General features: G+C 41.8%; 18 protein-coding genes and 1 riboswitch. Of the genes, 5 read left to right on the forward strand and 13 right to left on the reverse strand.

All coding sequences use genetic code 11. The annotated features are described in order from the left end of the window. Positions 1–7: 7 nt before the first annotated feature. Positions 8–958, reverse strand: coding sequence for a hypothetical protein (locus BMW59_RS14715; RefSeq protein ID WP_093053824.1), 951 nt, complete (start codon positions 956–958; stop codon positions 8–10). A gap of 358 nt (positions 959–1,316) precedes the next feature. On the opposite strand from BMW59_RS14715, the gene BMW59_RS14720 reads away from it, so the two are divergent. Further along, on the forward strand, positions 1,317–2,915 hold the full coding sequence (locus BMW59_RS14720; protein ID WP_093053827.1) for an ABC-F family ATP-binding cassette domain-containing protein: 1,599 nt from the start codon (positions 1,317–1,319) through the stop codon (positions 2,913–2,915). Between the two features lie 104 nt (positions 2,916–3,019). On the opposite strand, the gene BMW59_RS14725 is transcribed toward BMW59_RS14720, so the two are convergent. From BMW59_RS14725 to addB, 7 genes are all read right to left on the reverse strand, one after another. After that, complete coding sequence (locus BMW59_RS14725; RefSeq protein WP_177174360.1) at positions 3,020–3,340, reverse strand: DUF952 domain-containing protein; 321 nt, start codon at positions 3,338–3,340, stop codon at positions 3,020–3,022. Positions 3,341–3,580: 240 nt separating this feature from the next. Continuing rightward, positions 3,581–4,864, reverse strand: a complete 1,284-nt coding sequence (gene aceA, locus BMW59_RS14730; RefSeq protein WP_093053833.1) for an isocitrate lyase — start codon at positions 4,862–4,864, stop codon at positions 3,581–3,583. Position 4,865: 1 nt separating this feature from the next. Then, entirely contained in the window at positions 4,866–6,467 is a 1,602-nt protein-coding gene (gene aceB, locus BMW59_RS14735) for a malate synthase A (protein WP_093053836.1), read from the reverse strand. Between the two features lie 173 nt (positions 6,468–6,640). Beyond that, on the reverse strand, positions 6,641–10,027 hold the full coding sequence (locus tag BMW59_RS14740) for an AAA family ATPase (RefSeq protein ID WP_093053839.1): 3,387 nt from the start codon (positions 10,025–10,027) through the stop codon (positions 6,641–6,643). After that, positions 10,024–11,196, reverse strand: coding sequence for a metallophosphoesterase family protein (locus tag BMW59_RS14745; RefSeq protein ID WP_093053842.1), 1,173 nt, complete (start codon positions 11,194–11,196; stop codon positions 10,024–10,026). The genes BMW59_RS14740 and BMW59_RS14745 overlap by 4 nt, the downstream gene beginning before the upstream one ends. Before the next feature lie 13 nt (positions 11,197–11,209). Next, on the reverse strand, positions 11,210–14,953 hold the full coding sequence (addA, locus tag BMW59_RS14750; protein WP_093053845.1) for a helicase-exonuclease AddAB subunit AddA: 3,744 nt from the start codon (positions 14,951–14,953) through the stop codon (positions 11,210–11,212). After that, positions 14,937–18,440: a helicase-exonuclease AddAB subunit AddB gene (gene addB / locus BMW59_RS14755; protein WP_093053848.1), complete on the reverse strand. Its 3,504-nt coding sequence runs from the start codon at positions 18,438–18,440 to the stop codon at positions 14,937–14,939. The genes addA and addB overlap by 17 nt, the downstream gene beginning before the upstream one ends. A gap of 144 nt (positions 18,441–18,584) precedes the next feature. Here addB and BMW59_RS14760 point away from each other — a divergent pair, with 144 nt between their 5' ends. After that, on the forward strand, positions 18,585–19,655 hold the full coding sequence (locus BMW59_RS14760; RefSeq protein ID WP_093053850.1) for an FUSC family protein: 1,071 nt from the start codon (positions 18,585–18,587) through the stop codon (positions 19,653–19,655). A 209-nt stretch (positions 19,656–19,864) separates the two neighbouring features. On the opposite strand, the gene BMW59_RS14765 is transcribed toward BMW59_RS14760, so the two are convergent. The 3 genes from BMW59_RS14765 to BMW59_RS14775 form a co-directional block, all read right to left on the reverse strand. Next, the gene (locus BMW59_RS14765) at positions 19,865–21,229 is read right to left on the reverse strand and encodes an FAD-dependent oxidoreductase (protein WP_093053852.1); all 1,365 of its coding nucleotides are present in this window, start codon (positions 21,227–21,229) and stop codon (positions 19,865–19,867) included. 40 nt (positions 21,230–21,269) lie between these two features. Further along, positions 21,270–21,944, reverse strand: a complete 675-nt coding sequence (locus tag BMW59_RS14770) for a TVP38/TMEM64 family protein (RefSeq protein WP_177174361.1) — start codon at positions 21,942–21,944, stop codon at positions 21,270–21,272. A gap of 95 nt (positions 21,945–22,039) precedes the next feature. Further along, complete coding sequence (locus BMW59_RS14775) at positions 22,040–23,173, reverse strand: NAD(P)/FAD-dependent oxidoreductase (RefSeq protein ID WP_093053858.1); 1,134 nt, start codon at positions 23,171–23,173, stop codon at positions 22,040–22,042. A 190-nt stretch (positions 23,174–23,363) separates the two neighbouring features. Here BMW59_RS14775 and BMW59_RS22290 point away from each other — a divergent pair, with 190 nt between their 5' ends. Together BMW59_RS22290 and BMW59_RS14780 are read left to right on the forward strand one after the other, a co-directional pair. After that, the gene (locus BMW59_RS22290) at positions 23,364–23,489 is read left to right on the forward strand and encodes a hypothetical protein (protein ID WP_281244276.1); all 126 of its coding nucleotides are present in this window, start codon (positions 23,364–23,366) and stop codon (positions 23,487–23,489) included. 23 nt (positions 23,490–23,512) lie between these two features. After that, positions 23,513–23,713 carry a hypothetical protein gene (locus tag BMW59_RS14780; RefSeq protein ID WP_093053861.1) on the forward strand — a complete coding sequence of 67 codons (201 nt, stop codon included), beginning with the start codon at positions 23,513–23,515 and terminating at the stop codon, positions 23,711–23,713. A gap of 84 nt (positions 23,714–23,797) precedes the next feature. On the opposite strand, the gene BMW59_RS14785 is transcribed toward BMW59_RS14780, so the two are convergent. Continuing rightward, complete coding sequence (locus BMW59_RS14785; protein WP_093053864.1) at positions 23,798–24,415, reverse strand: flavodoxin family protein; 618 nt, start codon at positions 24,413–24,415, stop codon at positions 23,798–23,800. A gap of 271 nt (positions 24,416–24,686) precedes the next feature. Next, positions 24,687–24,869: riboswitch (Lysine riboswitch) on the forward strand. Positions 24,870–25,021: 152 nt separating this feature from the next. Here BMW59_RS14785 and dapA point away from each other — a divergent pair. Beyond that, on the forward strand, positions 25,022–25,909 hold the full coding sequence (dapA, locus tag BMW59_RS14790; RefSeq protein ID WP_093053867.1) for a 4-hydroxy-tetrahydrodipicolinate synthase: 888 nt from the start codon (positions 25,022–25,024) through the stop codon (positions 25,907–25,909). A gap of 153 nt (positions 25,910–26,062) precedes the next feature. Here dapA and BMW59_RS14795 read toward each other — a convergent pair whose 3' ends face one another. Beyond that, positions 26,063–26,314 (reverse strand): hypothetical protein, encoded by a 252-nt coding sequence (locus tag BMW59_RS14795; RefSeq protein WP_093053870.1) that lies wholly within the window; start codon positions 26,312–26,314, stop codon positions 26,063–26,065. Positions 26,315–26,413 lie beyond the last annotated feature (99 nt).

The raw sequence follows: 26,413 nt of genomic DNA on the forward strand, positions 1-26,413 counted from the left end.
GGAATTTTTATATAAATGAAGGATTTTTCCTCTTCGCTGCTTTAATCATCATGCTAACCGTAATTAATTTCTGAATAAAATATTCAAGATCCCCTGAACTGTAATCATTAAGAAAAAAAGAATGATTATATTGAAGGCCCCATTTCTCAAGCAGTACTTCCATTCTCTGGACATCCTTTTCAGTCACCTTCTCATCTGTTACTGGTATTTCAGTTACAAATAAGCCTTTTTTCCAGTCCAGGCATTCCTGCAGATCAACTCCTGCGATAGGTTCAGAATGCTCAGGCTGAGAGTTTCCTTGATTTATTTCATCAAGGTACACAGTCAGATACCTGGGAATTTTTATGTCAGAAGGCACATCCTCATATTTTAATACAAGCGATCCTTCGTATTTGAGCTTATGTCTGTAGTAAATTTGGAAAAGCCTTTTTTTATAACTGTCTTCCTTTTCTTCCATGAATGGGAATTCCTGTCCTGCTGCCAGAAGCACGAACTCATGCCAGCTCGTATTGAGATCTGCCCGGAATAACCCTTCTCCAAAGACAATTAACGCATCGCTGTATTCTGATTTTACCTCCTTATTTTGCAATGCGGGGCTATTCTGAGTTTTTTCTGTTAAATGTTGGATCTTTCTTTCGTCTAACTGAATCCATCTTAAATCCAGATTATCCAGCAATTTTTTGTGGCGATCCTCTATTTGAGGGCTTGCGAGGCAGAAACAGAAATTATTGCTGTCTTTTATCTTTTTTGACATTTCCTCAAAAAAGATTCCGAGCTCGCTCGCTGTTATCCCTTCATAAAAAAAATATACAATCCATTCTTTCTTTTCTTTATCTTCATATATCAGTTGAGTTAATTTTTTTGTAAATGTCGTAAAAGATTTTTTGAATATAATAGATGATTCAATCAGTTCGGGATGTTTTTTCATAAGATGAATCAAATCTTGGTAAGTCTTCATATAAACATCCTTTCTTCTAGCCCCGCGTTACAGCACCTATAACTCATTGCCGTTTTTACTTCCGGTTAAACCTCATACGATTCCTTGATTTTCTAATTATTTTAAAAATTAACATTCAGACAGCAGGTCAACTCATAGGAACTATTTTCACCATAGTAAAGCCGGATTCTTTTGAAAGCGTTCTACAAAGGAAATTTGCGAAGTCCCCTGCTTCAAAACTTCCGTTTTATGTATGGAGAACAATATAAGCCTTCGATTTTGTCTATATGACTTCAAGATTCTTTTAGCAGAAACTCGTAATTATACTCTATTGATGTTATAATTTTCAACGTAATTTAACGAAGAGGATGAGATAAACATGATTAATGTAACTGATGTCAGCTTACGTTTTGGAGACAAGAAGCTGTTTGAAGATGTGAATATTAAATTTACTCCGGGAAATTGCTACGGGCTTATCGGAGCGAACGGAGCAGGCAAATCAACCTTTCTGAAAGTATTGTCAGGTGAAGTGGAATCGCAAACAGGCCATGTACATTTGCCGCCGGGACACAGGATGGCAGTTCTTAAACAAAATCACTTTGAGTATGAAGACCAAGTCGTTCTGGATGTTGTCATAATGGGATACGAGCGGCTGTATGAGGTTATGAAAGAAAAAGATGAGATTTATATGAAGCCTGATTTCTCTGATGAAGACGGTATGAAAGCAGCAGAACTTGAAGGTGAATTCGCAGAAATGAACGGGTATGAAGCCGAATCTGATGCAGCTGTTTTATTACGCGGTCTTGGTATTACCGAAGAATATCATGCTAAAAAAATGGCTGAACTTACCGGAGGAGAAAAAGTTAAAGTACTTTTAGCTCAGGCGCTGTTTGGAAACCCTGATGTTCTTCTTCTCGATGAGCCGACAAACGGCTTGGACATTGAAGCAATTCAATGGCTTGAAGAATTCTTAATTAATTTTAACAATACGGTTATTGTCGTTTCCCATGACCGTCACTTCCTTAACAATGTCTGTACCCATATTGCAGATGTGGACTTTGGAAAAATCCAGATTTACGTAGGAAACTATGACTTCTGGTATGAATCCAGCCAGCTTGCTCTAAAGATGGCTCAGGAACAAAATAAAAAGAAAGAAGAAAAGATCAAAGAATTACAAAACTTTGTAGCGAGGTTCAGTGCCAACGCATCTAAATCCAAACAGGCCACCTCCCGAAAAAAGCTTCTTGATAAGATCGAACTGGATGATATTAAACCGTCTTCCAGAAAGTACCCATATGTCGCATTTAAACCTGACCGTGAAATAGGAAATGATCTTTTATCCGTTCAAGGACTGACTAAAACAATTGATGGCGAAAAACTTCTCGACAATGTGTCGTTTACGCTGAAAAAAGATGATAAAGTCGCCCTTGTTGGACCAAATGAAAATGCTAAAACAGTATTAATGCAGATCTTAATGGGAGAAGTAGAACCTGACAGCGGATCTTTTAAGTGGGGCGTTACTACTTCGCAGTCTTATTTCCCTAAAGATAATTCTGCTTACTTTGAGGGATGTAACTTAGACCTTGTCGACTGGCTGCGCCAGTATTCACCTGAAGACCAGACAGAAACTTTTCTGCGCGGCTTCTTAGGACGTATGCTCTTCTCAGGAGAAGAAGCTAAAAAGAAAGCCAGTGTCCTTTCCGGAGGAGAAAAAGTCCGTTGCATGCTTTCTAAAATGATGCTCAGCGGTGCTAATGTTCTCCTTCTTGATGAACCTACAAACCATCTGGATTTAGAATCCATTACTGCCTTAAACAATGGTTTGATTAATTTTAAAGGCTCACTTATTTTCACTTCCCATGATCATCAGTTTAATCAGTCTATCGCGAACCGTATTATAGAAATTCGCGGTGAAGGTGTATTCGATAAAGAAATTACTTACGATGAGTACCTTAAACTTAAGACAAAAACTGTTTAAGAAAGATAAAATGAGGATAAATGGGGTTTAAAACCAGCAGCAAATACAGAACCAAAAAAAAGCGCTCCCGTTCAGGGGGCGCTTTTGTACTTTTTACTATTTTATCAGGAAGGCATAGGATGTCTGGAAAGTTCATAATGCTCGGTGCCTGTCACTGCATCTATATTTATATAACCGTAAATATGAGGCGACATTGTTCCACATTCATGGACATCTTCATAAATAATCACACTTTCCAGTTTATCCGGATCAATAGTTAAAAGTACTAAGGGTTCGTCAGTGAGATTCAGCTCATTGACAAGATGCTCTGTTTGACCGGGATTAGCGCATGGAATGTAGCCCCGGTCGTCAAAATCTTCTGGCCAATATTCTTCTTCTTCCTGGGCAAATTCCCACTCTTCCTCGGTTAAAACATATAAAATCATCTGTCTCCCCCCTCTTATATTCATATTCTCCCCTTTATATATATTTATTATAAACAATCATACGCTGTTTTTGGTGGCAAACTGGTGACATTTCCACTAACTTGATGATAATAATACGATTTTGTTTTGTAAAGAGATTTTATGAAAGCGATTAATAAAAAATCCCCCTTTCTCAGGGGGAGATTTAGTGATATTGAAATCTATTAATATTTTTCCTCTAATAATCTCTTATATGCCGGATTACGACGATGTCGTGAATTGTTCTTCCTCTGTCGACCCTTTAAGTGCTGTTGTAGACGAGGTGCCGCCGGAAACAACTGTTGCAACACTGTCAAAGTATCCAGTACCTACTTCGCGCTGGTGCTTAGTTGCGGAATAACCGTCTTTCTCACTTGCAAATTCACTTTCCTGAAGTTTAGAGTAGGCAGCCATACCACTTTCTTTATAGCCTTTAGCAAGTTCGAACATGCTGTGGTTAAGTGAATGGAAACCTGCAAGAGTAACAAATTGGAATTTGTAACCCATTTTACCAAGTTCCTGCTGGAATTTCGCAATTGTTTCGTCATCAAGTTTCTTTTTCCAGTTGAACGAAGGCGAGCAGTTATAAGCAAGCAGTTTGCCTGGATACTTTTCATGAATGGCATTAGCAAATTTCTGGGCTTCCTCCAAGTTCGGTTCAGAAGTTTCGCACCAGATCATATCGGCATATGGTGCATAAGCCAATCCTCGGCTGATCGCCTGGTCGATACCTGCCCGTGTGCGGTAAAACCCTTCAGGTGTTCTTTCTCCATGAATAAATTCATGGTCATATTCATCTACATCGCTTGTAATCAGGTTAGCCGCATTAGCATCTGTCCGTGCGATAATAACTGTAGGCACACCGGAAACATCCGCAGCCAGACGGGCAGATATTAAGTTCTTTACGGCTTGTTGTGTAGGCAGCAGCACTTTACCGCCTAAGTGACCGCATTTCTTCTCTGAAGAAAGCTGATCTTCAAAATGAACTGCTGCGGCTCCTGATTCAATCATGCTTTTCATTAGCTCAAAGACGTTCAGCTGTCCGCCAAAACCAGCTTCAGCATCAGCTACAATAGGGGCGAACCAGTCTCTTTCAGCTCCGCCTTCACTATGTTCAATCTGGTCTGCACGTTGCAGAGCCTGGTTAATCCGTTTAACTACCTGAGGCACACTGTTAACCGGGTATAAACTTTGGTCCGGGTACATGTGGCCGGATAAGTTAGCATCTGCGGCTACCTGCCAGCCGCTTAAGTATATGGCCTTTAAGCCTGCTTTCACTTGCTGTACAGCCTGATTACCTGTCAATGCACCAAGTGCATTAATGTAATCTTCTTCATTAACCATTTTCCAGAATTTCTCCGCACCTCTTTTTGCCAGTGTGTGCTCAATTTGAAGGGATCCCTGAAGCTGATAAACTTCTTCAGCACTGTATGGTCTTTCAATTCCTTTATAACGCTCGCTGTTCCACTCATTTTCAATTTTGTTTATTTGCTGTTCTTTAGTCATATTAAACACTCTCCTTTTGTTTTATCATCGCTTCATAAGCTGGAATTGTCATAAATTCTTCGAAATCTTGTTTCTCAATCATTGAGGTTAACAGCTGTTCGGCTTCTTTGAATTTACCAGCTGTGAATTTTTCATCCCCAAACGTCTGTTTTAACTTTTCCACTTCTTCTTCTATAAGCTCTTTTACGAGCGTGACAGTAATTTTTTCTCCGTCAGGCAATTTCCCTTCAGGATGGTTAATCCACTGCCACAGCTGGGCTCTGGAAATTTCAGCAGTAGCTACGTCCTCCATTAAGTTAAATATCGGAACAGCTCCTTGCCCTCTAAGCCAGGCTTCCATATACTGAAGCGAGACTGTGATGTTTAACCGGACGCCTTCCTCTGTAATTTGGCCTTTTGGTACAGCCAGTAACTCTTTTTCAGTTATATTCACATCATCCCGCTGTCTGCTGACCTGATTGGCTTGAGGCATATGTTCATCGAATACTTCCATGGCTACCGGCACGAGCCCTGGATGTGCCACCCATGTCCCGTCATGGCCGTCTTTTACTTCCCGCTCTTTATCTTCCCTGACTTTCTGCATTGCTTTCTCATTTTTTTCAGGGTCATCTTTAACAGGAATCTGGGCAGCCATACCGCCAATGGCGTGGGCCCCGCGTTTGTGGCATGTCTGGATTACATATTGTGTATACGCTCTCATAAAGTTGACTGTCATAGTCACTTCAGAACGGTCAGGCAGTATAAATTCTTTATGGTTTCTTAACCGCTTAATATAACTGAAAATATAGTCCCATCGTCCACAGTTTAAACCTGCGCTATGATCACGGAGCTCATATAAGATTTCATCTGCCTCAAAAGAGCCTGTGAGTGTTTCAATGAGAACTGTAGCTTTAATCGTGCCGTGATCCAGGCCGAGTTCTTTCTCAGCAAAGGTAAATACGTCATTCCATAACCTTGCCTCTTTATATCCCTCTAATTTCGGGAGGTAAAAATAAGGCCCCGACCCACGTTTCAGCAATTCAACCGAGTTGTGGAAAATGTATAATCCGAAGTCAAACAATGAAGCTGAGATAAACTCATTTCCTGCTTTCACGTGTTTTTCTTCCAAATGCCAGCCTCTTGGCCTTACGAATAATGTGGCGGGATTCTCGGCTAATACATAATCTTTTCCATTATCAGCCGTAAAATCAATTTCCCGTCGAATGGCATCGTACATATTTTTCTGTCCTTGAAGTGTATTCAGCCATGAAGGTGAATTAGCATCTTCAAAGTCAGCCATAAACACTTTGGCTCCGGAATTCAAGGCATTTATCACCATTTTCCGGTTGCTTGTAGGACCCGTTATTTCTACTCTTCTGTCCTGGATATCTTCAGGTACAGGAGCAACAGTCCATTCTGAATCCCTCACCTCTTTAGTTTCACCCAGATAATGAGGAAGAAGGCCACTGTCAATCTCACGCTGTCTTTCCCCTCGTTGCTGTAATAACTGTTTTCTTTCTTCCCCGAAGGACTGGTGGAGTTTCATTAAAAAGTTCAGCGCTTCTTCTGTAAGCAGGAAACCGCAGCCTTCAGGCGGTTCTCTTAAAATCTTTAATTCTTTCATTGGTGTATCATCTCCTCCTGACTGTTATATAACATTTTCTATTATGTATTGTATTATATAACAGCAGAAATAATTTGCAACCTTTTTTTCGAAAAAAATTACCAGCTTTTCTCATAAAAAATCTCAAAGCCTGATTTATCAGACTTTGAGAGTAATAATTTCACAAACTTTTTTTATAGATTTTCCAATTTTATTGTACTGCCTTTTCCTCCAGGTTCAGCCGGGGTAACAAGAAGTTTTCTTGGCAGACGTTCTTTTAACTCAGGGACATGACTGATGACTCCTACAGCCAGGTGGTCTGTATGAAGCTGTTCCAAAGCAGACACTACAGTCTCCAATAATTCAGGGTCAAGTGTGCCGAACCCTTCATCTAAAAAGAAAAACTCAAGAGAATGTTCCCCTTTTAACTGAATAGAAGCTGACAAAGAAAGGGCTAATGCAAGTGAGGTAAGAAACGTTTCTCCTCCCGATAAGGTGGACACCGGGCGTTTAACCCCGCCGTTAGCGTCATCTCTCATAATAAATCCTCCGCCAGAGTCCACTTCTATAGCGTACCTCCCTCTTGTCAGTACCCTTAAGCGTTCTGAAGCAAGCCTGCTGACCTGTACCAGCTGTTCTTCTGCAATAAAATCTACGAACTCTTTCCCGCGGAACACTTTATCAAGTTTAGTAAGCTGGTCTAACATATGCTCATATTCTTTTCTCTTTGTTTCAAGGCTTTCATACCTCTCCATCTTCTGCTTGATGTCTTCCAGCTGATGTTCAGCTGCTCCCAGTGAGGTGCGAAGCTGTTCCATTTCCACTTTCGCTTCCTTGAAACGCTGTTCCAGCACAGTTAAATCTTCCTCTGTCAGGTATACATCGTTTAAATTGGTTTGTAATTCTTTATATTTCATGCTGATTTCTTTAAATTTGTCTTCGTGGCCGGAAATATCCTGTTCCCATTGCTCCAGTTTTTCCGGCTGCTGGCGGTAATGCTGCACCTCTTCAATATCAGTGAAGGACGAGTCTTTTTTTTGCTCGCGCCATCTGGCTAATGCTCTAGCATGGCGCTCTTCTGCTTCTTTAATCGCATGTCTGCATTCATTTAAAGCCGTTTCAGCATTCCTAAAGTCATTTTCTGCCTTTTCCAGATGCTCTTTTGTGTTAGATGTGTTTGCTATTAAATTATTAAGCTTCTGTTCGTAACGTTGAATAAGCGGATTTAACTCTTCTCCCTTGGTAACAGTCTCAATTTCCCGCCTGATTTCCTCTATTCTCTTGATCTGTTCGTTATATTCTGATTCATATTTGGAATATTCCACTTTACAGGATTGAAGCTGATCGTTAACTTTCTCTGCCTTAGCCCGGCACTCATCTATAACAGGGACACTATTTTCCAGCCGGCTTCTTGTTGCTTCTGACTCTTCTTCTCTTTTATGAAATTTTTCCAGTATTTGTTCGACTTCTTTGTAAGGAATTTGCGGGAACTGTTTCTGCCAATTAGCCAATTCCTGTTTATAAGAAGCACGCTTGTCTTCTAGTTCTTTTTCCAGGTCACTATATCTCTGTTTAGCCTGCTGTAATAGCAGATTTTCTCCTGAAGTCTCTTCGTTGATTTTTGTCCATTCTTTAATTTCACTGTTGAAACGGCTGATTAAGTGATCTATACTTTTTCTCTGGCTTTCCCACCGCGTTTTCCATTCGTTCCACGCGTTAGGAAAACGGGAGTCTTCCAGCGGAGGCAGGACATCCTGCGATTCGTCCGTTTCATGCCTGTCAGGAGAAAGATCCGCAAAAGGTGCTTGTTTTGCCGTCTGATCGAGCCTCCAGACAGATTCTTCAAACTGTCTTTCTGCCATTCGGATCTCTTCTTCTAATGCCTCATAATTATCAGCTTCCTGAATTTCGGATGCTGCTGCTGCCTGCATATGTGCCGGTTCAACAGACGAGTGATGGTCTCTCGAACCACAGACGGGACAAGCCTCTCCTTTATTAAGAGACCGTCTTAATTCGTTGACAGCAGAATTAAAATAATTTTGTTTTTCACGCTCTTGAATTTCCGTTAAGCCAGCTTTAAGCGTGTCTAATAGTGTCTTTTTGTCTTCAACAAAGTTGTACCACAGACTGATTTGCCTGAACCGCTCCTTAAGCTTGTCTGACAGGCTCATTTTACTTTTATTCACTGAATCAACTGCCGCTTCAGCTTTACCGTAATCCTTGCTGGCCTTTTCAAGTCTTTCCTTAGTTTCTTCTATCTGATCTTCAAGGAATTTTAACTTATATCTTTTATCGGCCGCTTCCTTCATTTGATTTTTCTCTTCAGTGGCAGGCTCCGTTTCAGCAAGGTGTGATTTCAGGTTCGCCTGAACTTCCTCATATTTTTGTTTGTTTTTCATCACCTGTTTATGTGATTCACTCAGTTTTTCAATATCCTTACTCAGTTCATCACATTTATAACTCTTCTCATTTGCTTCTTTTTGACGGTATTGAAGGTCTTTTTGTTTGCCCTCCATTTGCCGGAAATTTTCAAGCAATAATTTAATCGGCACTTCATGTTCTTCTTGCTCTTTAAATGCTTTATCATACGTTTGTTTGCTGGCTTCAGCTTCCTGTTTAACAGATTTGAGCTGTTCTTGCGCTATGGTTTCTTTTTTTTGCCAGTGATTTAGCTGCTCTTCACTTTCACTTACTTCCTGGATATATGGAAAAAGAATATTTGCTTCCTTTGCCAATTTAATATTTTCTTTCTTTTCTGCTATTTCAGGCGCTTGTTTTTCAAGGTTAGCCAGTTCTCTTTCCAATAATTGAAGCTGTTTATGCCATTCTCTCTTCTGTTTACCTTTTTCATAGTCTTTCTGCGTAACCTCAACCTCTTTTTCCTGTTTTTCAATTTGTTTCTGCAGCTGAGCCACATGAGATTCAGCTTTTTTTAAAGACTGCATAGATGCCTCGCCGAGACCGGCTTGCTCTTTTTCAATCAGTTCTTTTTCATGCCTGGCAGAAACGAGCCTGTGGCGCAGTTTCTGATTTAATTCGTCTCCGTACTTTTCAAGATGGAACAAACGTTGAAGCATTTTCCTTCTCTCTGTCCCTTTTAATGACAGAAATTCCGAAAACTTCCCTTGCGGAAGCACCACTGCCCGGGTGAAATCATCAATAGATAAGCCAAGAAGTGATTCAGCTTCTTTTGTTACATCACCTGCTTTATCAGCTATGACGGCAGAGTTTTCTGTAACGTTTATGAGACGGGCTGTAGCCTGGCGCAATCCGTTCTCTTTCGTCCGTTTAAAGGTTCTTTCCACTTTATAAGTATTTTCCCTTTTGCCTTTTCCCAGTGAAAAAGTAAATGATACGGCCAGCTGTTCTTCAGCATGGTTTAGTATCCCTTGCGTATTGCCCGGTGCTCTTTCAACTTTTCCATATAATGAGAGAGTCATTGCATCCAGGATAGAGGACTTCCCGCTCCCTGTCGGACCGAAAATACCAAAAACTCCTCCTTCACATAAACTGGAGAAATCTACTGTCTGTTTATCTCTGAAGCTGTGCAAACCTTGTAGGGTTAACTCAATTGGCCTCATTGCCCCTGCTCCTCCTCTTCCTCATTCACCAATTCCAGAAATAGACGTGTTAATTCCTCATCAGGGCTGGCACCGCCTGTCTGCCTTTCATAGAATTGTTTGAAAAGTTCATCGATCGCCACATGTTTCCGTTCAAAAGAATTGTCTTCCTCAGTATCCGGAAACACCGGCCGGATTGTCAAAATGCCGGGATATTCTTTTTTAAGACTGTGAACCTCTTCCATAGAAGGAATGTCATCCATATGGATTTCCAGGTCGATCCACGCATGGCTATCCTTTCTCTCCAGCACCCAATTATGCACTTGCTCCATTCCGCCAGCAGCTTTCCATTTAACTAGAGGCTTTCCCGCAGATAGAGGGATTTCCGTAATCCTGGCATCCTTCATGGGTTCAACTTCTACCATCGTCACCGATTTCGTGTAGCCTGTTTCTGAAAAACTGAACGCTAACGGGGAACCTGAATAACGGGCTGGCGCTTGGCTGTGCTTAATATCCTGTGGTCTGTGCAAATGCCCTAATGCCGTATACTGGACGTTTTTAGGGAGCTGGGTGCCTTTTACAGTATAAGCTCCGCCGACTTCAATCGGCCTCTCTGACTCAGTTCCCGATCCTCCCGCCACAAACAGATGGCTCATCGCAATCCTTACATCCTGCTCTGAAAAATCCTTTGTTAAGCGATTAAAGAACTCATTGATTTTCTCCCCGTAGACATCTCTAAGAACAAGTTCATCACTTAATTCGGAAAAGCTCTGTTTTAATCGTGATTCTGATGGATAAGGAAGACCTGCTATGCTCAGAAATGTCTCCTTGCCAGCCACCGGTATTCGAAGCGGCATTAAAGACGGCAGACCCTGAATATAAATATTATGATTCTTAAGAATCGTCCTGGCTGCCGCAAGCCTGTCGGGATGATCGTGATTCCCGGATATGATAATTACCGGCCGCCTGCCATTATCGGAGAGGCGCGCCATACTTTCATAAAATAATTCTTCTCCTTTGGCAGGCGGGTTTACAGAATCAAATACATCACCTGCCATCAGCACTGCATCAGCTTTTTCATTTTCCGCAATCTCTGTAAGTTCTTCAAAAAAGGCTTCATGTTCACTGTGCCGGTCCCTGCCTTCGATTGTCCGGCCAATATGCCAATCGGCAGTATGAAGTAGTCTCATAAATCTGCTCTCCTTACATCTCCACTGTATAGTCGCCGTCAAATAAATATAAATAGGATGCTTTTACCGGTTCACCCCAGCTGTCTGAGAGAGCCCGGCGGTACAATTCCAATTGAAAACGGTACGTCTCTTTAAAATAGCTGGTAATCGTCTCCTTACTTTCTGAAGGAAATCTGTCCTGAATATTATCAGTCTTGTAATCAAGTAAAATCAGCCCGCCATCTGAATCTCTGAATACGACATCAATCATTCCCTGCACAAACACCATGGCTTCATCATCTTCCTGCTTCCAGGTCGTATAGGCTTCAGAAGCAGGCATACAATAACTGAATGGAATTTCCCTGTAAACGGCACCTGATTCAACCATTTGTTTGCCTAAGTCTGATTCAAAAAACCTGACGATATAGTTGATATTGACATGTGCCGCTTCTTCAGGCGTAAAGATTTCTTTCTTAACGAGCTGATTCACTTCTTTCTCTACTGTTTCCGCAGCTGGCTGAGAGGATAAAGAAATATGCTGCATGACCGTGTGCATGATGACCCCCCTTTCAGAAGGTTTTACGATATCTTTTTGTAAAAATTTCGGTCTGTCAGCGTATTTAGATTGAAAACCCGGAACCATTGACCGGTCGCTGTATTCATCTTCCAGCTCTCTCTTTAATTCGGTCACTGACTGCTTAGCCTGATGCATCGTCGCATCCGTATAAGGGTACCGCCATTCCAGCCTCGCATTCACTTCATCTTTACGGTCTGACTCTTCCCGGACTGCTGTCAGTTCCCTAATGTTTCTCTCTATTTCCTTATCAACAGCCTGTCCTGTATCTTCCTCTTCGTACAAGTCTGGTAAAGTCAACACCTTAACCTTCCATGAAGAAGGATCTTCCGCCACTCGTTCCGCCAGACTTTCAGTATTTATACCGTACAGCTCCAGTAAAGAGGCTGCTTCCTTATGGCGGAACACACTTGGTGCCACCCAGTCTAAAAAGCTTGATGCTTTCTCTCTTGCCATATCCGGCAAAGTCCAGTCTTTATGGGTCAGCGATTCAGTCCACTTTTCAAGAGACTTTTCAAATTCCTTCACTGTGCCCGTAATGAAGAGCTTTTCTTTTGCCCTTGTCAGAGCCACATACAGCACTCTCATTTCTTCAGCAAGGGTTTCTGCCTTAATCCTCTCTTTGATGACTTGCTGTGCAAGGGTAGGATAAGCGACTCTTAACTCCGGGTCAATTCGTTTTGTTCCTATGCCAAGTTCCTTATGGAGGAGGTAATCCCCTCGGATATCCTGCCTGTTAAACACTTTGTTCATTCCTGCAATAAACACGACAGGAAACTCCAGGCCTTTACTTTTATGCACGGTCATGATCCTTACGACGTCTTCCTGCTCACCTAATGCCCTTGCCGTTCCGAGGTCGTCCCCCCGTTCTTCCATCCGTTCAATAAACCTTAAAAATCTGAAAAGCCCACGGAAGGAAGTGGCTTCGTAGGAACGCGCCCTGTCATATAGAGCTCGCAGATTCGCCTGCCGCTGTTTACCTCCGGGCATACCTCCTGCATAAGTATAAAAACCTGTCTCTTGGAGAAGATCCCATATCAATTCAGACAGCGCACCGGAACGGGCTTTCTTCCTCCATGAACTGAGCTGGCTCAAGAAATCAGCACACCTTGTTCTTAAATCGCTATCCCCGTTAATGTCTGTTGAGGCGGCCTTTAGACAGTCAAAGTATGACGCCGGCTGGTCAAACAGACGGATCGATGCAAGCTCTTCTTCTGTCATATTCATAACCGGCGACCTTAAAACAGAAGCCAGCGGAATATCCTGATAAGGGTTATCAATAATTTTTAGTAATGAAATCATGATCCGCACTTCTACAGCTTCGAAATACCCGGTAGAAAGCTCAGCATATACGGGTATCCCGGCCTTTTTGAATTCTTCCATCATCGTTTCTGCCCAGGGCATAGACCGCATAAGAATAACCATGTCCCTGTATGTTACTGGCCGTGTCTTTTTCATGTTTTTATCATAGACAGGGTATTGGGACTGAATGAGAGATTTTATTTCTTTAATCAATGTTCTTGATTCCATCTGTGAAGTTTCAAGTTCTTCTTCCATAGACATTTCCGAATCGTTAATTGTTTCTTCATGGGCAGAGAGTCCTGTCTCTCCCTTATTTATTAACAGCAGGTTTGGTTCAAGCCCTTCCTGGTCAGGATAATCCCGGTTTCCCAATTTGAGCTCGGCTGCTTCATCATAAGCAATTTCACCGACTGCTTCATCCATCACCTGGCGGAAAATAAAGTTCGTACCGTCAAGCACTTGGGAACGGCTTCGGAAATTTCTTGCCAAATCTATTCTCATTCCTTCCCCTTCTCCTCCAGGGGTGAAATGTTTATATTTCTTCATAAATAAAGAAGGCTCGGCGAGTCTGAACCGGTAAATAGACTGCTTCACATCCCCTACCATAAATAAATTATCCCCTTTTGAAATCAAAGTCAGGATCGTTTCCTGAACGAGGTTAGTATCCTGATATTCATCGACAAGGACTTCATTAAAAAAGCGGGCATATTCTCTTGCTGCTCCTGATGGGAGCAGTTCAGACGAACGCTCCTTGCTTGTGAAAATTTTCAGGCACAGGTGCTCAAGGTCGCTGAAATCCAGAACGCTTCTTTCTTTTTTCTCGTTCATATAGCGGGAAGCAAAATCTTTCACAAGGCTTGTCAGCTTTCTTATTCCCGGCGCCATTTTGTTCATATCATCGATAATTGTATGGGGAGAAAGATTGAAAAACGCAGACTTGCAATCAGTTACGGTTTTTTTAGCCTGGTCACGCAGATCTTTGGCTTTGTTCTTTAATGTCTCATTTACTAATTCCTTCTTTGCGATAGACGGCATACGGCCAAAACGAACCGTCTGGAAGCCTTCAAATAAGTCGTTCAAGGAATTTTTGCCCTTTAGCTGTTCGAGCTGACTGATGTCATTTAATAACGTCTCTGCATACTTTGCCGGACCGTCGGGTTCTTCTGTAAGTTTAAGGGCCTGCTCCAGTAATTCAACCGCGTTTCTTATTTGTTTATCAGCATGACAGACTGCTTCCTTTCCCCATGGCAGATCTGCTAACGCCTCAGCCTCTTCCACTTCATAATTAAGGACTAATTCATCAAGCCACCGGAACGGCTCGGGATGGGAACGGGAAAAATCATATAAATGAAGGATCAAATTTCTCAGTTTATCATCAGACCTGTCACCGCTGAACTGGTCAACCACATTAAAAAACGCCTGATTATCTTTTCTCCCGTATTCTTCTTCAAACAGGTCATCTATCATTTCTTCTCTAATCAGTTCGCCTTCCGTTTGATCAAGGATGCGGAAATTTGGATCTACGTCCACTTCATAATAATATTTACGGACCACATTCATGCAAAACGAATGGAGAGTGGAAATATTTGCTCTCTGGAGTATAGAGAGCTGCCTCCTCAAGTGGAGGGAACGGGGATCAGAGGCAAGTTTTTTCTCGAGAGCTTCCCCAATCCTGTGTCTCATTTCAGCTGCTGCCGCATTAGTAAAAGTAACAATTAAAAGTCTGTCCACATCAACAGGATGCTCTGTATCTTCTATCTTCCTGATAATCCGTTCAACGAGCACCGCAGTCTTTCCACTGCCGGCAGCTGCCGCCACAAGAATATTGTTTCCTTCAGCAGCAATTGCTTGCCACTGTTCATCAGTCCATGTGACGTTTTCAGGTTTAGCTTTCATTTTCATCTGTGTCTCCTCCTCCCCGTATTACTTTTAATATGTCGTCATTTGATTGAGCCGGCAGGTGCCGGTAATCGTTTGAATCAAGACTCGCATCAAATTGGCAAAACGATTTGAAAGAACAAAAGGTACATGGTATTTTCTGTTTCTTCTTATAAGGTGTAAGAGCAATATTACCATTTAAAATAGATTCGCCTATCTGTTTGACATGATTTCTTAAATGAGTCCTTAAATTTTCATAGTCATCAGGAGAAATCACCTTAGAATTTGCATAAGGCTTTCCGTCTTTTTTTAATCCTGCCGGCACAATGTCTGAACGGCCTTGTTCCAGTGTCAGATCCATTTGCTTAAGCGCATTTAAAGAAGAAGACAGCAGCCCTTTCATTTTAAATTCTTTCAGTATTTTTTCTTCTATTTCTTCGATTGTAAGTTTCTCCTCTGCCTGAATCATTGGGTTGTGGACATGGAAGTAAAGAACGCCTGCCGGCGATACTTCTGACCCGAGCCAATCTCCAGCAAAACTGAGGACAACATCCAAATAAATCAGCATTTGCATCGCCAGACCGTAATAAACGTCGTCCAGATTAATGTCTTTGGAACTGGATTTATAATCAAGAATTCTGACATACAGACCCTCTTCACTCTCTGCTTTGTCAACACGATCTATTCTTCCTGCCAGCTCCACCGTATACCCGTTTTCCAGCTGAAATGTCAACGGAGGCAGCTGTTCGTCAGGCCCAAAACCGACTTCCAGTCCAGCAGGAGAAAAACCGGTTTTTTTCGCCTGCTCTGCAAGAACTGCTGAAGCTCGGGCTACCACTTGTTCAAGCTTCTGCTGGATGTAGTTGAAACGGCTCGAGCTGAGGAGAATTTGCCTCTGAATTTTTGGTGCCAGCTGGTCTACAATTGTTTTAGCCATCTGAGAGGCTTCCTGCTTTGACAAGTGTGAGAAATCTTTCCCTTTCTGCCGCAAAGCTTCAGCCATTTCTTTCAGCGCCGCATGAAAAAGTGTCCCTATGTCCGGAGCTTCCAGTTTGTACGTTTCTCTTTCTTTAAGTTTCAACCCGTAATTAGCAAACTGTGAAAAAGGACATGCATTAAACTGCTCCATTCTTGAAACACTGGTTTTAAGTTTTTTCCCGTATAATTTTTCAGTCAGCTGCCGGGAGATAGGTTCCGGCTTATTATGATAGGTAAGGCTTCGGAGTACTTGCTCTGCTTTGCCGGACCAGACAGGCTGATTAATAAACCAGTTATACGTATCCCACCATACTTTTGAAATAGGATAGCCTCGTTTCCAGCCTTGCAATTGCTGAGTTAAATAAGATAGAGTTTTCTGCGGATGGTTAATAAACTCTATTTCATTTGACTCGCCAGCATCGGCAGGTGTATCACACGCGAAGTCCTGTTCCAAAGAAGGAAACAAGTCATAAAGCTGATTCAAAATCATAGAAGGCTGCAGACTCCGCCCCTCTTCATCTGCTAACGGATAAGTTAAATATAGTTTTTCAGAAGGGGTCGACTGGGCCATATAGATCAGAAAATTTTCATTTAATAACTGGCGCTGTGCCCCGGGCGCCAGTTCAAGCCCTTTCTCCTCCAAAAGTTCCCGTTCTTCTTCTGAAATCATTCTTCCTTCATCAGGTTTTGCAGGGATCACACCATCATTGACTCCCATAATAAATGCACAGCGAATATTGGATAGCCTTGATGTCTCCATGCTGGCTACAACAACCTGGTCAAACGCTGGAGGTATAATCGAAAATTTCATGCTTTCAAAACCTGTGTCTATCATCTGCATAAATAATTCAAAGCTGACCGGCTCATCCCCGCTCGTTTCTACCATTTGATCAAGCAAATGGATGATTCCGTCCCACATTTGGTCATGCTCCCTGGCTTCCCTTAAGTTTTGGTCACCGGCAGCCTCATTTCTCAATCGTTCAAGTTTTTCAGCAGCTCCAATATCTTCCAGAAGTTGAAATAAATCACTGCAATAGTCTCTGACTGTTCGTGATTTTTTCAGGCGCTTTTGGAACAAAAAGACAGGATGTAATAATTCTTCTCTTAAACTGTTAATCTCTTCTTCATAAACGTATTCTTCTTTCGTTTTGTCTCTTTCGTACTCTGCCGTTGTTTTCATCCGGTGATAAGTCCACCGCTCGTCACTGTACCACCTTTTGCCCTGTATTCCATAAGCGAGAACATAGTTCTCCAGCTGGTCAACTTTCTCGCGGATATTTTCTGAGTCAGGAAATAAAAATTCTGTTTTTAGCGCCCGGAAAACAGATTCATAACGCCAGTGACGGTGAATTATTTCAAGTGTTGAGCGGATCAATTCCACTAGCGGATGATTAAGGGCCGAACGTTTTTCATCCATAAAAAACGGGATATTTTCATCCCGGAAAACTGTTTCAAAATAATCGGCATATTCTCCCATGTTCCTAAGCAAAATGGCAATCTCGCCATAACGGTAATTATGGGAGCGAACGAGTGACGTAATTTCTCTTGCCACTCGCTCCACTTCTCCCCTCTTGTGCACGGCACTTATGAGATTTACGCCGTCGCTGTCTTCTGAGGGAGGTGCAGGCCTTCTTCCACCGTTGGCTTCAAGATGCTGCAGGCCTTTAGTTTTAAACCGTTTAGCCACATCAAGAACCTCAGTGGAAAAATCACTTAGTTCACAGTCTTCACACAATAAAATCAGCTGCTGATATGTAGTTCCGGTTTCATAAAATAAGTCCAGCGGGTGAAGTATATGGCCGGGAGCTTTAGGTTGGTCCAATGTGAGAGAAATAGTGACATTCTCCGCTATTTTAAATATCTCCCTCAATACATTCATTTCCACAGGTGTGAAGCTGTAAAATCCATCAATATAAAAAGCTGTCCCTTTCAGGTTTCCAGACTCAGGCAGTTTTTCTGCAAGCAATTGGAGGTAGTCTTCAGAACCCACGTACTTATCGGTCAGCTCTTTTTCAAGACGGGATAATATGATATGGATATCAACAAGCTTATCAAGCATCATTTTTCCAGAGGCTGAACGTTCTTCTTCATTTTCCAATAAAATAATTTCTTCCCGAAGTGTTTCAGCATCTATCTGATATCGTTTCATTTCAGTTATGGTCTGTTCCATTTTTTCCACAAAACCAGGTCTTGCAGACGTTTTTTGAAACATTTGAAAACTTTCTTTATTCCGTTCGATTATTTTTCGTATGAGCATATGGATGCCGGTCTTTTCAATATGATAACGGGAGATCCCTCCAACTTCCTGAAGTACACGCAAAGCAAGCCGTGAAAAACTCAGGACCTGGACACGAGTCATCCCGCGTCCAAATTTCTTTATCAGGTTTCTTTCTACTTGGAATGTCATCTGGTCAGGCACAAGATATATGACAGGAGCCCCCTGCGGGTCAGCCCTCGCCAATTCAAGTATTTCCTTTTCAATGCGGGTCGTTTTACCGCTTCCTGCCCGTCCTGTCACAAAATTTATAGCCATCTTGTTCACCTCTAAGCTTTAAATGTAGAATATACAATCATACGTTCGTACTTTTTATTGTATCAAAAAAACAGTAAGTAATATAGATAGATCTTTCCATGATACAATTAGACTGATGAATAAACAGATTCGGAGTGACTCACAGTGAAATTGAAAATAATTAGAAAAGGAATTATAGGAAGAAGGATTATCAAAACAGCTATTGCCATTTTTATTACATCATTCATTTGTCTTGCCCTGGGTCTTCCGGCTATTTTTGCAGTGATTACTGCGATCGTAACCGTTGAACCCACCACACACGATTCGATAAGAAAAGGGATGGAACGGTTCCCTGCCTCAGCCATTGGTGCCGGCCTGGCAGCCGGCTCTGTGTATTTATTTGGAGAAAGCCCTTTATCTTACACTCTCGCAGGTGCTTTAACTATTATTTTCTGCCAGAAATTAAAGCTTCATTCCGGAACATTAGTAGCTGCTTTAACTGCGGTCGCTATGATTCCTGATTTACACGGGGATTTATTTTATTCTTTCCTTATCCGCTTAGGAACGACATCCATCGGGCTTCTTGTATCCACGTCTGTCAACGTGCTGATTCTGCCTGCTGATTATTTATCGAAAATTAAGAAACGGCACAAAAACCATATTAAAAACATGAAATATATTTTATCAGGTACCCTCGAAGAAATTATTAATAACAAAGAACATATCCGGCAATGTACGTTTGACGCCAACCCTTATGATTTGTTAAAACGGGAACTTTCACATACACAGCAGCTTATTGAATACCAGAGAAAAGAGCTTAAATATCACCGGTTTAAGATTACTAAATACCGCGAACTGGTCAGCCTGAAAAAAACTGCTGATTACCTCCAGCGGGCAGGTTTACATCTCGGTAATTTACATTTTTTACCCAAAACAATGAAACTTTCCGATTATGAAAGAAGATTAATTAAGCTCACCCGGGCAGAATTCAGCCATATGCTGTCCCACATGGACGAACCTTTAAAAGATGACTACATCAGGTTAATAGATGAACTTAATAATCATTTACGGTACGAATTTTCTATTTCCCGACCGGTTAAAAAATATAATTATGAGCATCAGTTAAGTGAAAAAATTATACTGTTTTATGAGCTGATAGCTCTCCAGGATTTATTTGAGGACCTTCACCATCACTTGCTTCACACTCAGGATAAAAAATACAACCCCGCCGATTGAATTTTTTCCCCCTGATGTGGCCCGTCCTCTGTCTGGGCCACAGCTTTCCATAACCATAAAAAAGGCAGCTGGCTAAAACCAGCTGCCTCTTACTGACTATTTAAGGATGTCTAGTTATCTCCTTGTTTTTCTTCTTTTAATAAATCTATAGACCATTGTTGCCCCTTTACCGAGCAGAATAAGTCGGGGAATATTTAATTTCATTTCCGTCACTCCTTTGATTGACTTCTTTCCTCGTTTTTAAAATACCACGGATAATCATTTTTATTGGAAAAAAGCATCTTCTCACTTTTTTTCTCAAAACGTTTTCTGGAAAATACCTGGCCCGGGCCTAAAAATCTTAATCCATCCAGTGCACTGTATGGCCACCAGCCGATTCCGGAAATATTAAGCATATGCTTATAATGAAGCACCGGGTGTCTTTCAAGCCTTTTTAACGCAAACATCCTTCCGCGCTGTACCCATTTATAAGGCCAAGAATAAGCTAAAGCCGAAAGATGGCTAAGCCGGGACAGCCTGTCCGCCCGTTTCTTCCTTACTTTTTCAAATTTTCTTAGATTGGCTGGATGCAAACGGCCTTCTTTAAACATCCAGACAAACAGTTCGCCTAACACAGCTCCGTCCTGTATAGCCAGATTCATCCCTTCACCGGCCATCGGATGCACTGTATGGGCAGCATCACCAATAATAACGGCGTTTCCTTTTACATAATTAGGTATATTATGCCGGATCGGAATCATTAATTGAATCTCTTTCCAGCTCTGTATATTTTCGGGATACCCTTTTAATCCCGGTTCAAAACGTTCAAAAGGTTTATAAAAAGTATGGAGCCCCTTCTTTTTCATTTCTTTATACTGTCCGGGTTTTATAAGCATAACACTGCGGACTTGATCTTCAGGAAGAGGGAATAAACCGATGAAGGAATCATGGGAAGCATACATTTTAGCTTGAGTGAAATCTTTTGGTCTCGGGAAGGTGACTGTAAGGAACTGGTGGTTATACTGGGTCGTTATCACATGCTCGTTCATTGCTTTCCTTAGCAAAGAAGATCGTCCTTCAGCCCCCACAAAAAAATGTGCCTCGACTTCCACTTCTTCTCCGTCATATGCAATTTTTGCTTTTTCAAAACGTTTATTCCACTCATCCTTTACTGTGAAGGTTTGAAACGTTGCAGGGTTCCAATACGTAAAAGCAGGATATTTTTCCGCTTCTCTGATTACTAATTCTTTCAATTTTTCATGAGGGATCATCCTGGCCTCAGGGAAAGGACTGCTCAGCCGGTTATAATGCAATGGTATATAAAGCTCTTCTTTAAGTGTTCCATCTTTTTTCTCAGTCATTTCATAAGTATGAATTGTCGGGAGTGAGAAACTTGCTTCCACTATTTGGTACGCAATCCCCATCTCTTTGAAGATTTCTAAGGATTTAGGCTGCAGCAATTCACCTTTATAAATTTTTCCCGGTTGTTTAGCTTTTTCAACTACGAGTACCCGTACGTCCGCCTGGACGAGTTTGAGGGCTAATGTCAGCCCCCCTATTCCGCCTCCTATTATAACCACATCATATTTTTCCAACGTTTCACCGCCTTAAATTGCATACAAAACAGCAGAAAAACTATAATCGTTTATTATCCGCCGTAAAATTGATATCTAAATTTCTTTTCTTTAATACTCTAAGAACGATTGCCGGTAGACCCAGGGCTACAGCAAATAAAAGAGCTGTAACTGCAATCATCCATGCATTTAACTCTGCAAAAGAGGCGCCCAGAAAATTAAACGCCAGCGTTCCCGGAATAATTCCAACCATGGTGCCCGCTAAATATTTATTAAAAGAAACCCGAGATAAAGCAGACAAGTAACTTACAAAATCAAAATTAATGACTGGAATAATTCTTAAAGCAGTGATATAAAAAAAGCCATTGTCCTCTATTTTTTTCTGGATATGCTTTCCGCGCCCTCTCCAGCTTTTCTGAATAAAACGGCTGCCCAGCCTTCTTACGAGGAGAAATGAAAGGACTGCCCCCGTAAGCGAGCCGGTATAAGTGACGACAGGGCCCAGAAAAGGCCCGAACGCCAAGCCTCCAGCTACAGCAAGCACTGAGGCCGGAAATAACACAAAAGGCCTTAAACTGAAAAGTAAAATAAAGATTAATGGAGCCCAGATTCCAAATGATAAAACAGCTGCTTGAATTCGCATTGGATCAATATTTATATGATAATGATTAATGTAAAAACCGGTTCCAATAAGAAATACAAATAGACCAATTTTTACAAGTAAATTTGCAGGCATGTTTTTGGTGAACTCCTTTAAAGTCATTTAGTTTATATATAACCTTTTTTACTCCAGTTTAATCCGCAGGACCATTTTCTTTAGTTTAAGCTTTTCTACACGCCAAAACGATCCCGTTTAATTGCTTCATTTATATTGTAGTCATTTAAATCCAGTTCGACTGGTTTTCCCACGACCAGATCAGCGAGTTGCGAACCTAAGTAAGGCCCCGATGTTAATCCTGAAGCACCCAGTCCGTTAGCAGCAAACAGCCCCTTTGTCTCAGGCACAGGTCCGGCAACAGGTAAAAAACCGGGTGTAAACGGACGAAACCCTACCCGCGCTTCCACATAGGCACTTTTTGCAAGGCCAGGGGCAACAGCTAAAGCTTCATTAAACACTTTCTGAAGCCCGCCGAGTGTCAGTGTATTATCAAATCCTGTATCGTCTTCCCGCGTCGCCCCGGCGACAATACGGCCGTTTCCGAAACTTAAAATATAATAATCACCAGGCGGGATGATCACAGGCCACCTCTCATTATTTATATTCTTCATTGTTAAATGGACAATCTGGCCTTTTTGCGGCTTTACTGAGAAATTCAAGCCTATAGGCGTAAGCAGCTCGTCAGCCCATGCACCGGACGCAGCTACCACCGCGTCTGCTTCTATTTTTTCTCCGTTAACTTCTGCTCCAGCTGCCCTGTTATTTTCCATTATAAGCGAGGCGTCGCCTTTTATTATTCGAACGCCAAGTTTTTCTGAAGCATTAATAAGTGAATCCCGGAGAGATCTTCCGTTGACCCGGGCACCTCCGCTTACGTAAACGCTCCCGTATCCGTCCGCGAGAGGGGGGAAGCAGGCTTTTGTCTCAGCAGAAGTCATCCGTTTAATATCGCCAATTTCAGGTGCATCTTCTCGTCGTTTATAGGCCCTCTCCTCGATCTTATCAAGTTTTGTTTCATCATGATGAACGGTCAGAGCTCCTACGCGGGCATAACCCGTGTTAACCTCTCCAAGATCCTCCAGTTCTTTAATAAGGCCTGGATAAAACTTTGCCCCGCCTTTAACCAGCCGGTACCAGGCTTTATTACGTCTTTGTGATAACCAGGGACAAATTATTCCTGCTCCAGCATCCGTCGCCTGGCCTTGATCGCGCCGGTCAATTAATGTCACGCGGCATCCTTGTTTTGCAAGATGAAAAGCAGTTGAAGCGCCAAGAATGCCTCCTCCTATAACAATGTATGATTTCATAAGGGCCCTCTTTTCCTTAAAAATTATATGTAATTGTTTATTTTACAAGACAAGCCAGCCAGTCTCAACGCTCACGCTCCCCGGCCGGCCGTATGAAAGTCACCTGGTTCTGATCGCCCCAGCGTAATTAATATTTTATACTCCAGCAGTGAATATTAAAAACACTGACCAAAAAGGAGGCGATGAAACTGTGAGCAAAAACTCAAAATCCAAGCGGAATATTCAAAAAGGAAAAGAAGCTGTTCAGCCGGCACAAGGTGAAGAAAGACTTACTATTTCGAAGTCTAAAAACCTCCCCGTTAACGATAAAGAGTAATATAATTATTAAGGAGCCTAAAAATGAAAAAAACAGGTAAGTCTGAATTAGAAAAAAGTAATATAGCTGAAAAAAACTTCTTTAACGATGTGGACAGAATGATTAATGAAGGGCTTGGAGGCGGAACTGTAAACAGAAGAAAAAACTCGGGGAAAATTGAAGAAGCAAGAGACCTTGAAGCAGAATATCCTCCTCATTTTGTTGAAAATAGTGAAGAGGAATAGCCAAGAGAGGCTAATACAGAAAAAGGAATGATCTCACAATGAGAATCATTCCTTTTGCCTGTATTTAATATTCAGTCTGGGCAATTACTGTGTATTACCTTTAGCCGGGATAGGGTTTTCCTTTAAAATACGGGACATATGAACGAGGTTATGGCTCATCATTGTCACATTTTTCTGAGTGAACTCGCTGTCCTGGCCTGCTTCCAGATAGGAAGGACCTGGTCCTGCTTCTCCTACCCAGTAGGCTTCGGCATTAGGAGGAATCGTAAAACCAAGATGCTGAAGGACAAAAATGACCGGCATAGCTGTCTGTTTCCCGCCATCTTCATTCCCTGTCACAATAGCTCCGGCTACCGTATTGTAGTAAACCGGCTGGCCTTTATCATTCGTTTCACTGCTGCTGGCATCCAGCTTTTCCAATACCAGTTTGGTTATACTGCTCAATTGACCTTCCCATACAGGAGAGCCTATGACAAAGATGTCAGCTTCTTTTATTTTTTCGAAAAGCTTTGGCCATTCATCCCCTTCTCCCATATCCGGTTCCATGCCAAACGGGATATTATAATCAGCTGCTCTGATTTCCTCTGTCTTCACCCCTTCATTCTCCAGTATTTTGGCTGATTCCTGAATTAAACCGCTCGTATTCGATTTGTCATCACTGGTTTTTAAAGACGTATTTAGATACAGTGCCTTTAAAGTCATTAGTTATCACCCTTTATCCAAATCTGTTTTTGCTAATTTGTCTATTCCCAGACTCTTTGATTTTAAACATTTAATGGAATAAGTATCTGATGTTTGGCGATGCCCAAAATAGGAAACAGCTTTTATAAATATTACGTTTTTATTAATAATCCGACATCCCCCATCCCCTTTTATTTGACCTCAAGGATTCCCGGGGAAAAATGTATTGCAAACCGTGACGAACTTTGATAGAGTGAAGTCAAAGTTCATATATTTACTTCAATATTTTTGAAGTGAGTTTAGAGGTGCAAAGGCCATTAGTACATGCCGGGAGGATAATGAGGTCCACTGAAAGGCATGGAAAGGGGAATTTGCCGAAGCAGCAGGCGGCTCATTTGTTTGCTGTTGGGTCTGTGATCAAATAGATGCAGAACTGTCGTATAGCCAACGGGCTATATGGAGGGCTATCTCACGCTGGATGACCGTTTTAAACACTTCCACGCAGCAACGAGCCCTTCGTTGGTGCTTTTTAATTTGTATAAACGGTTCTTCATGCGATTTAGCTCTATTCAGGAACTTAGCGTCACCAGCCCCTGGTGGCAAATATTTCGAATAGAGGTGATTTACATGAATTTCGGACAAGTGTTAACAGCTATGGTCACACCATTTGACCAGGATGGTAATGTCGATTTTCAGGCAACTAAGGAATTAATTAATCATTTATTGGAAAACGGTTCTGATGGTATTGTAGTAGCCGGTACCACAGGTGAAACCCCTACCCTGTCGATTCAGGAGAAAGCTGAGCTTTACAGGTTTGCTGTTGAGACAGCTGACGGCCGGGCGCCGGTTCTGGCAGGTACAGGTACAAACAGTACACGGGCTGCCATTGAACTGACACGTCTCGCAACCCAGGCTGGTGTAGACGGCGTCATGCTCGCCACACCTTATTATAATAAGCCGAATCAGGAAGGGATGTATCAGCATTTTAAAGCTATTGCTGACTCTACCCACTTACCTGTTATGTTATATAACGTACCTGGAAGAAGTGTCGTTAACCTTCTTCCCGAAACAGTCGTCCGGTTATCGGAAATTTCCAACATTGTATCTATAAAAGAAGCCAGCGGTGATCTGGATGCCATGTCTGAAATTATTCAGAATACGCCGGAAGACTTTACACTTTACAGCGGAGATGATTCCTTGACTCTTCCAATTCTTTCGATCGGCGGGAACGGCGTCGTTTCAGTTGCCTCACATATTATAGGCAATGAAATGAAAGCTATGGTCACAGCCCACCAGAACGGGCAGCCGCAATATGCTGCTTCTCTTCACAGAGAGCTGGTTCCGGTTATGAACGCAATGTTCAGTGCACCTAGCCCTGCCCCTGTTAAGGCTGCTTTAGAAATGAGCGGTGTTAAAGTGGGATCCGTCCGTCTGCCTATGGTTCCTCTTACCCCGGACGAGTCTCAAAAGGTCTACAATGCCATCCGACATAAAATTTTTTCATCAGCAGTATAGCAGCAAACCCCACTTTCTAAGTGGGGTTTTTTGTTTAGTAAAATCCTTTTCAGGTAATAAGTGGAATGTATGCCCATACCTCTTAATAAGGAAAACTTAAATAATACAGGTCACTCAGCTGTGCTGTCTGGCTTGCCAGGCAGAATGAACAGTTTATTTAGACCACTCTGCAAGCTTTAAAGAAGCCTGCCGGCAGATTTTTTTAATTTCTTCCTCTTCCATCATAAAATGATCAGCAGTCGACTGAACAGGAGTTTTACCATTAATTATTAATTTTCCGGCTTCACGAAGATTTGATTTTTCCACCTGCCGGAAATAAGCATAAATTGATTTTTCAGGCTCTGGAAGCTTTTTAATTAATCTATCTTTTAATTCAAAATAAAAATCTTTATCATAATTGTCCATATTATTATCCTCCTCGTATATTATATTTAAGCCCATAATTGAGCTTATAAATTTCTTTACACCCAAGGCTTTTTGATTGGGCGTCTCAAGATATTTCTA

It is taken from the genome of Salipaludibacillus aurantiacus (assembly GCF_900111295.1).
GTDB classification, from domain to species: domain Bacteria; phylum Bacillota; class Bacilli; order Bacillales; family Salisediminibacteriaceae; genus Salipaludibacillus; species Salipaludibacillus aurantiacus.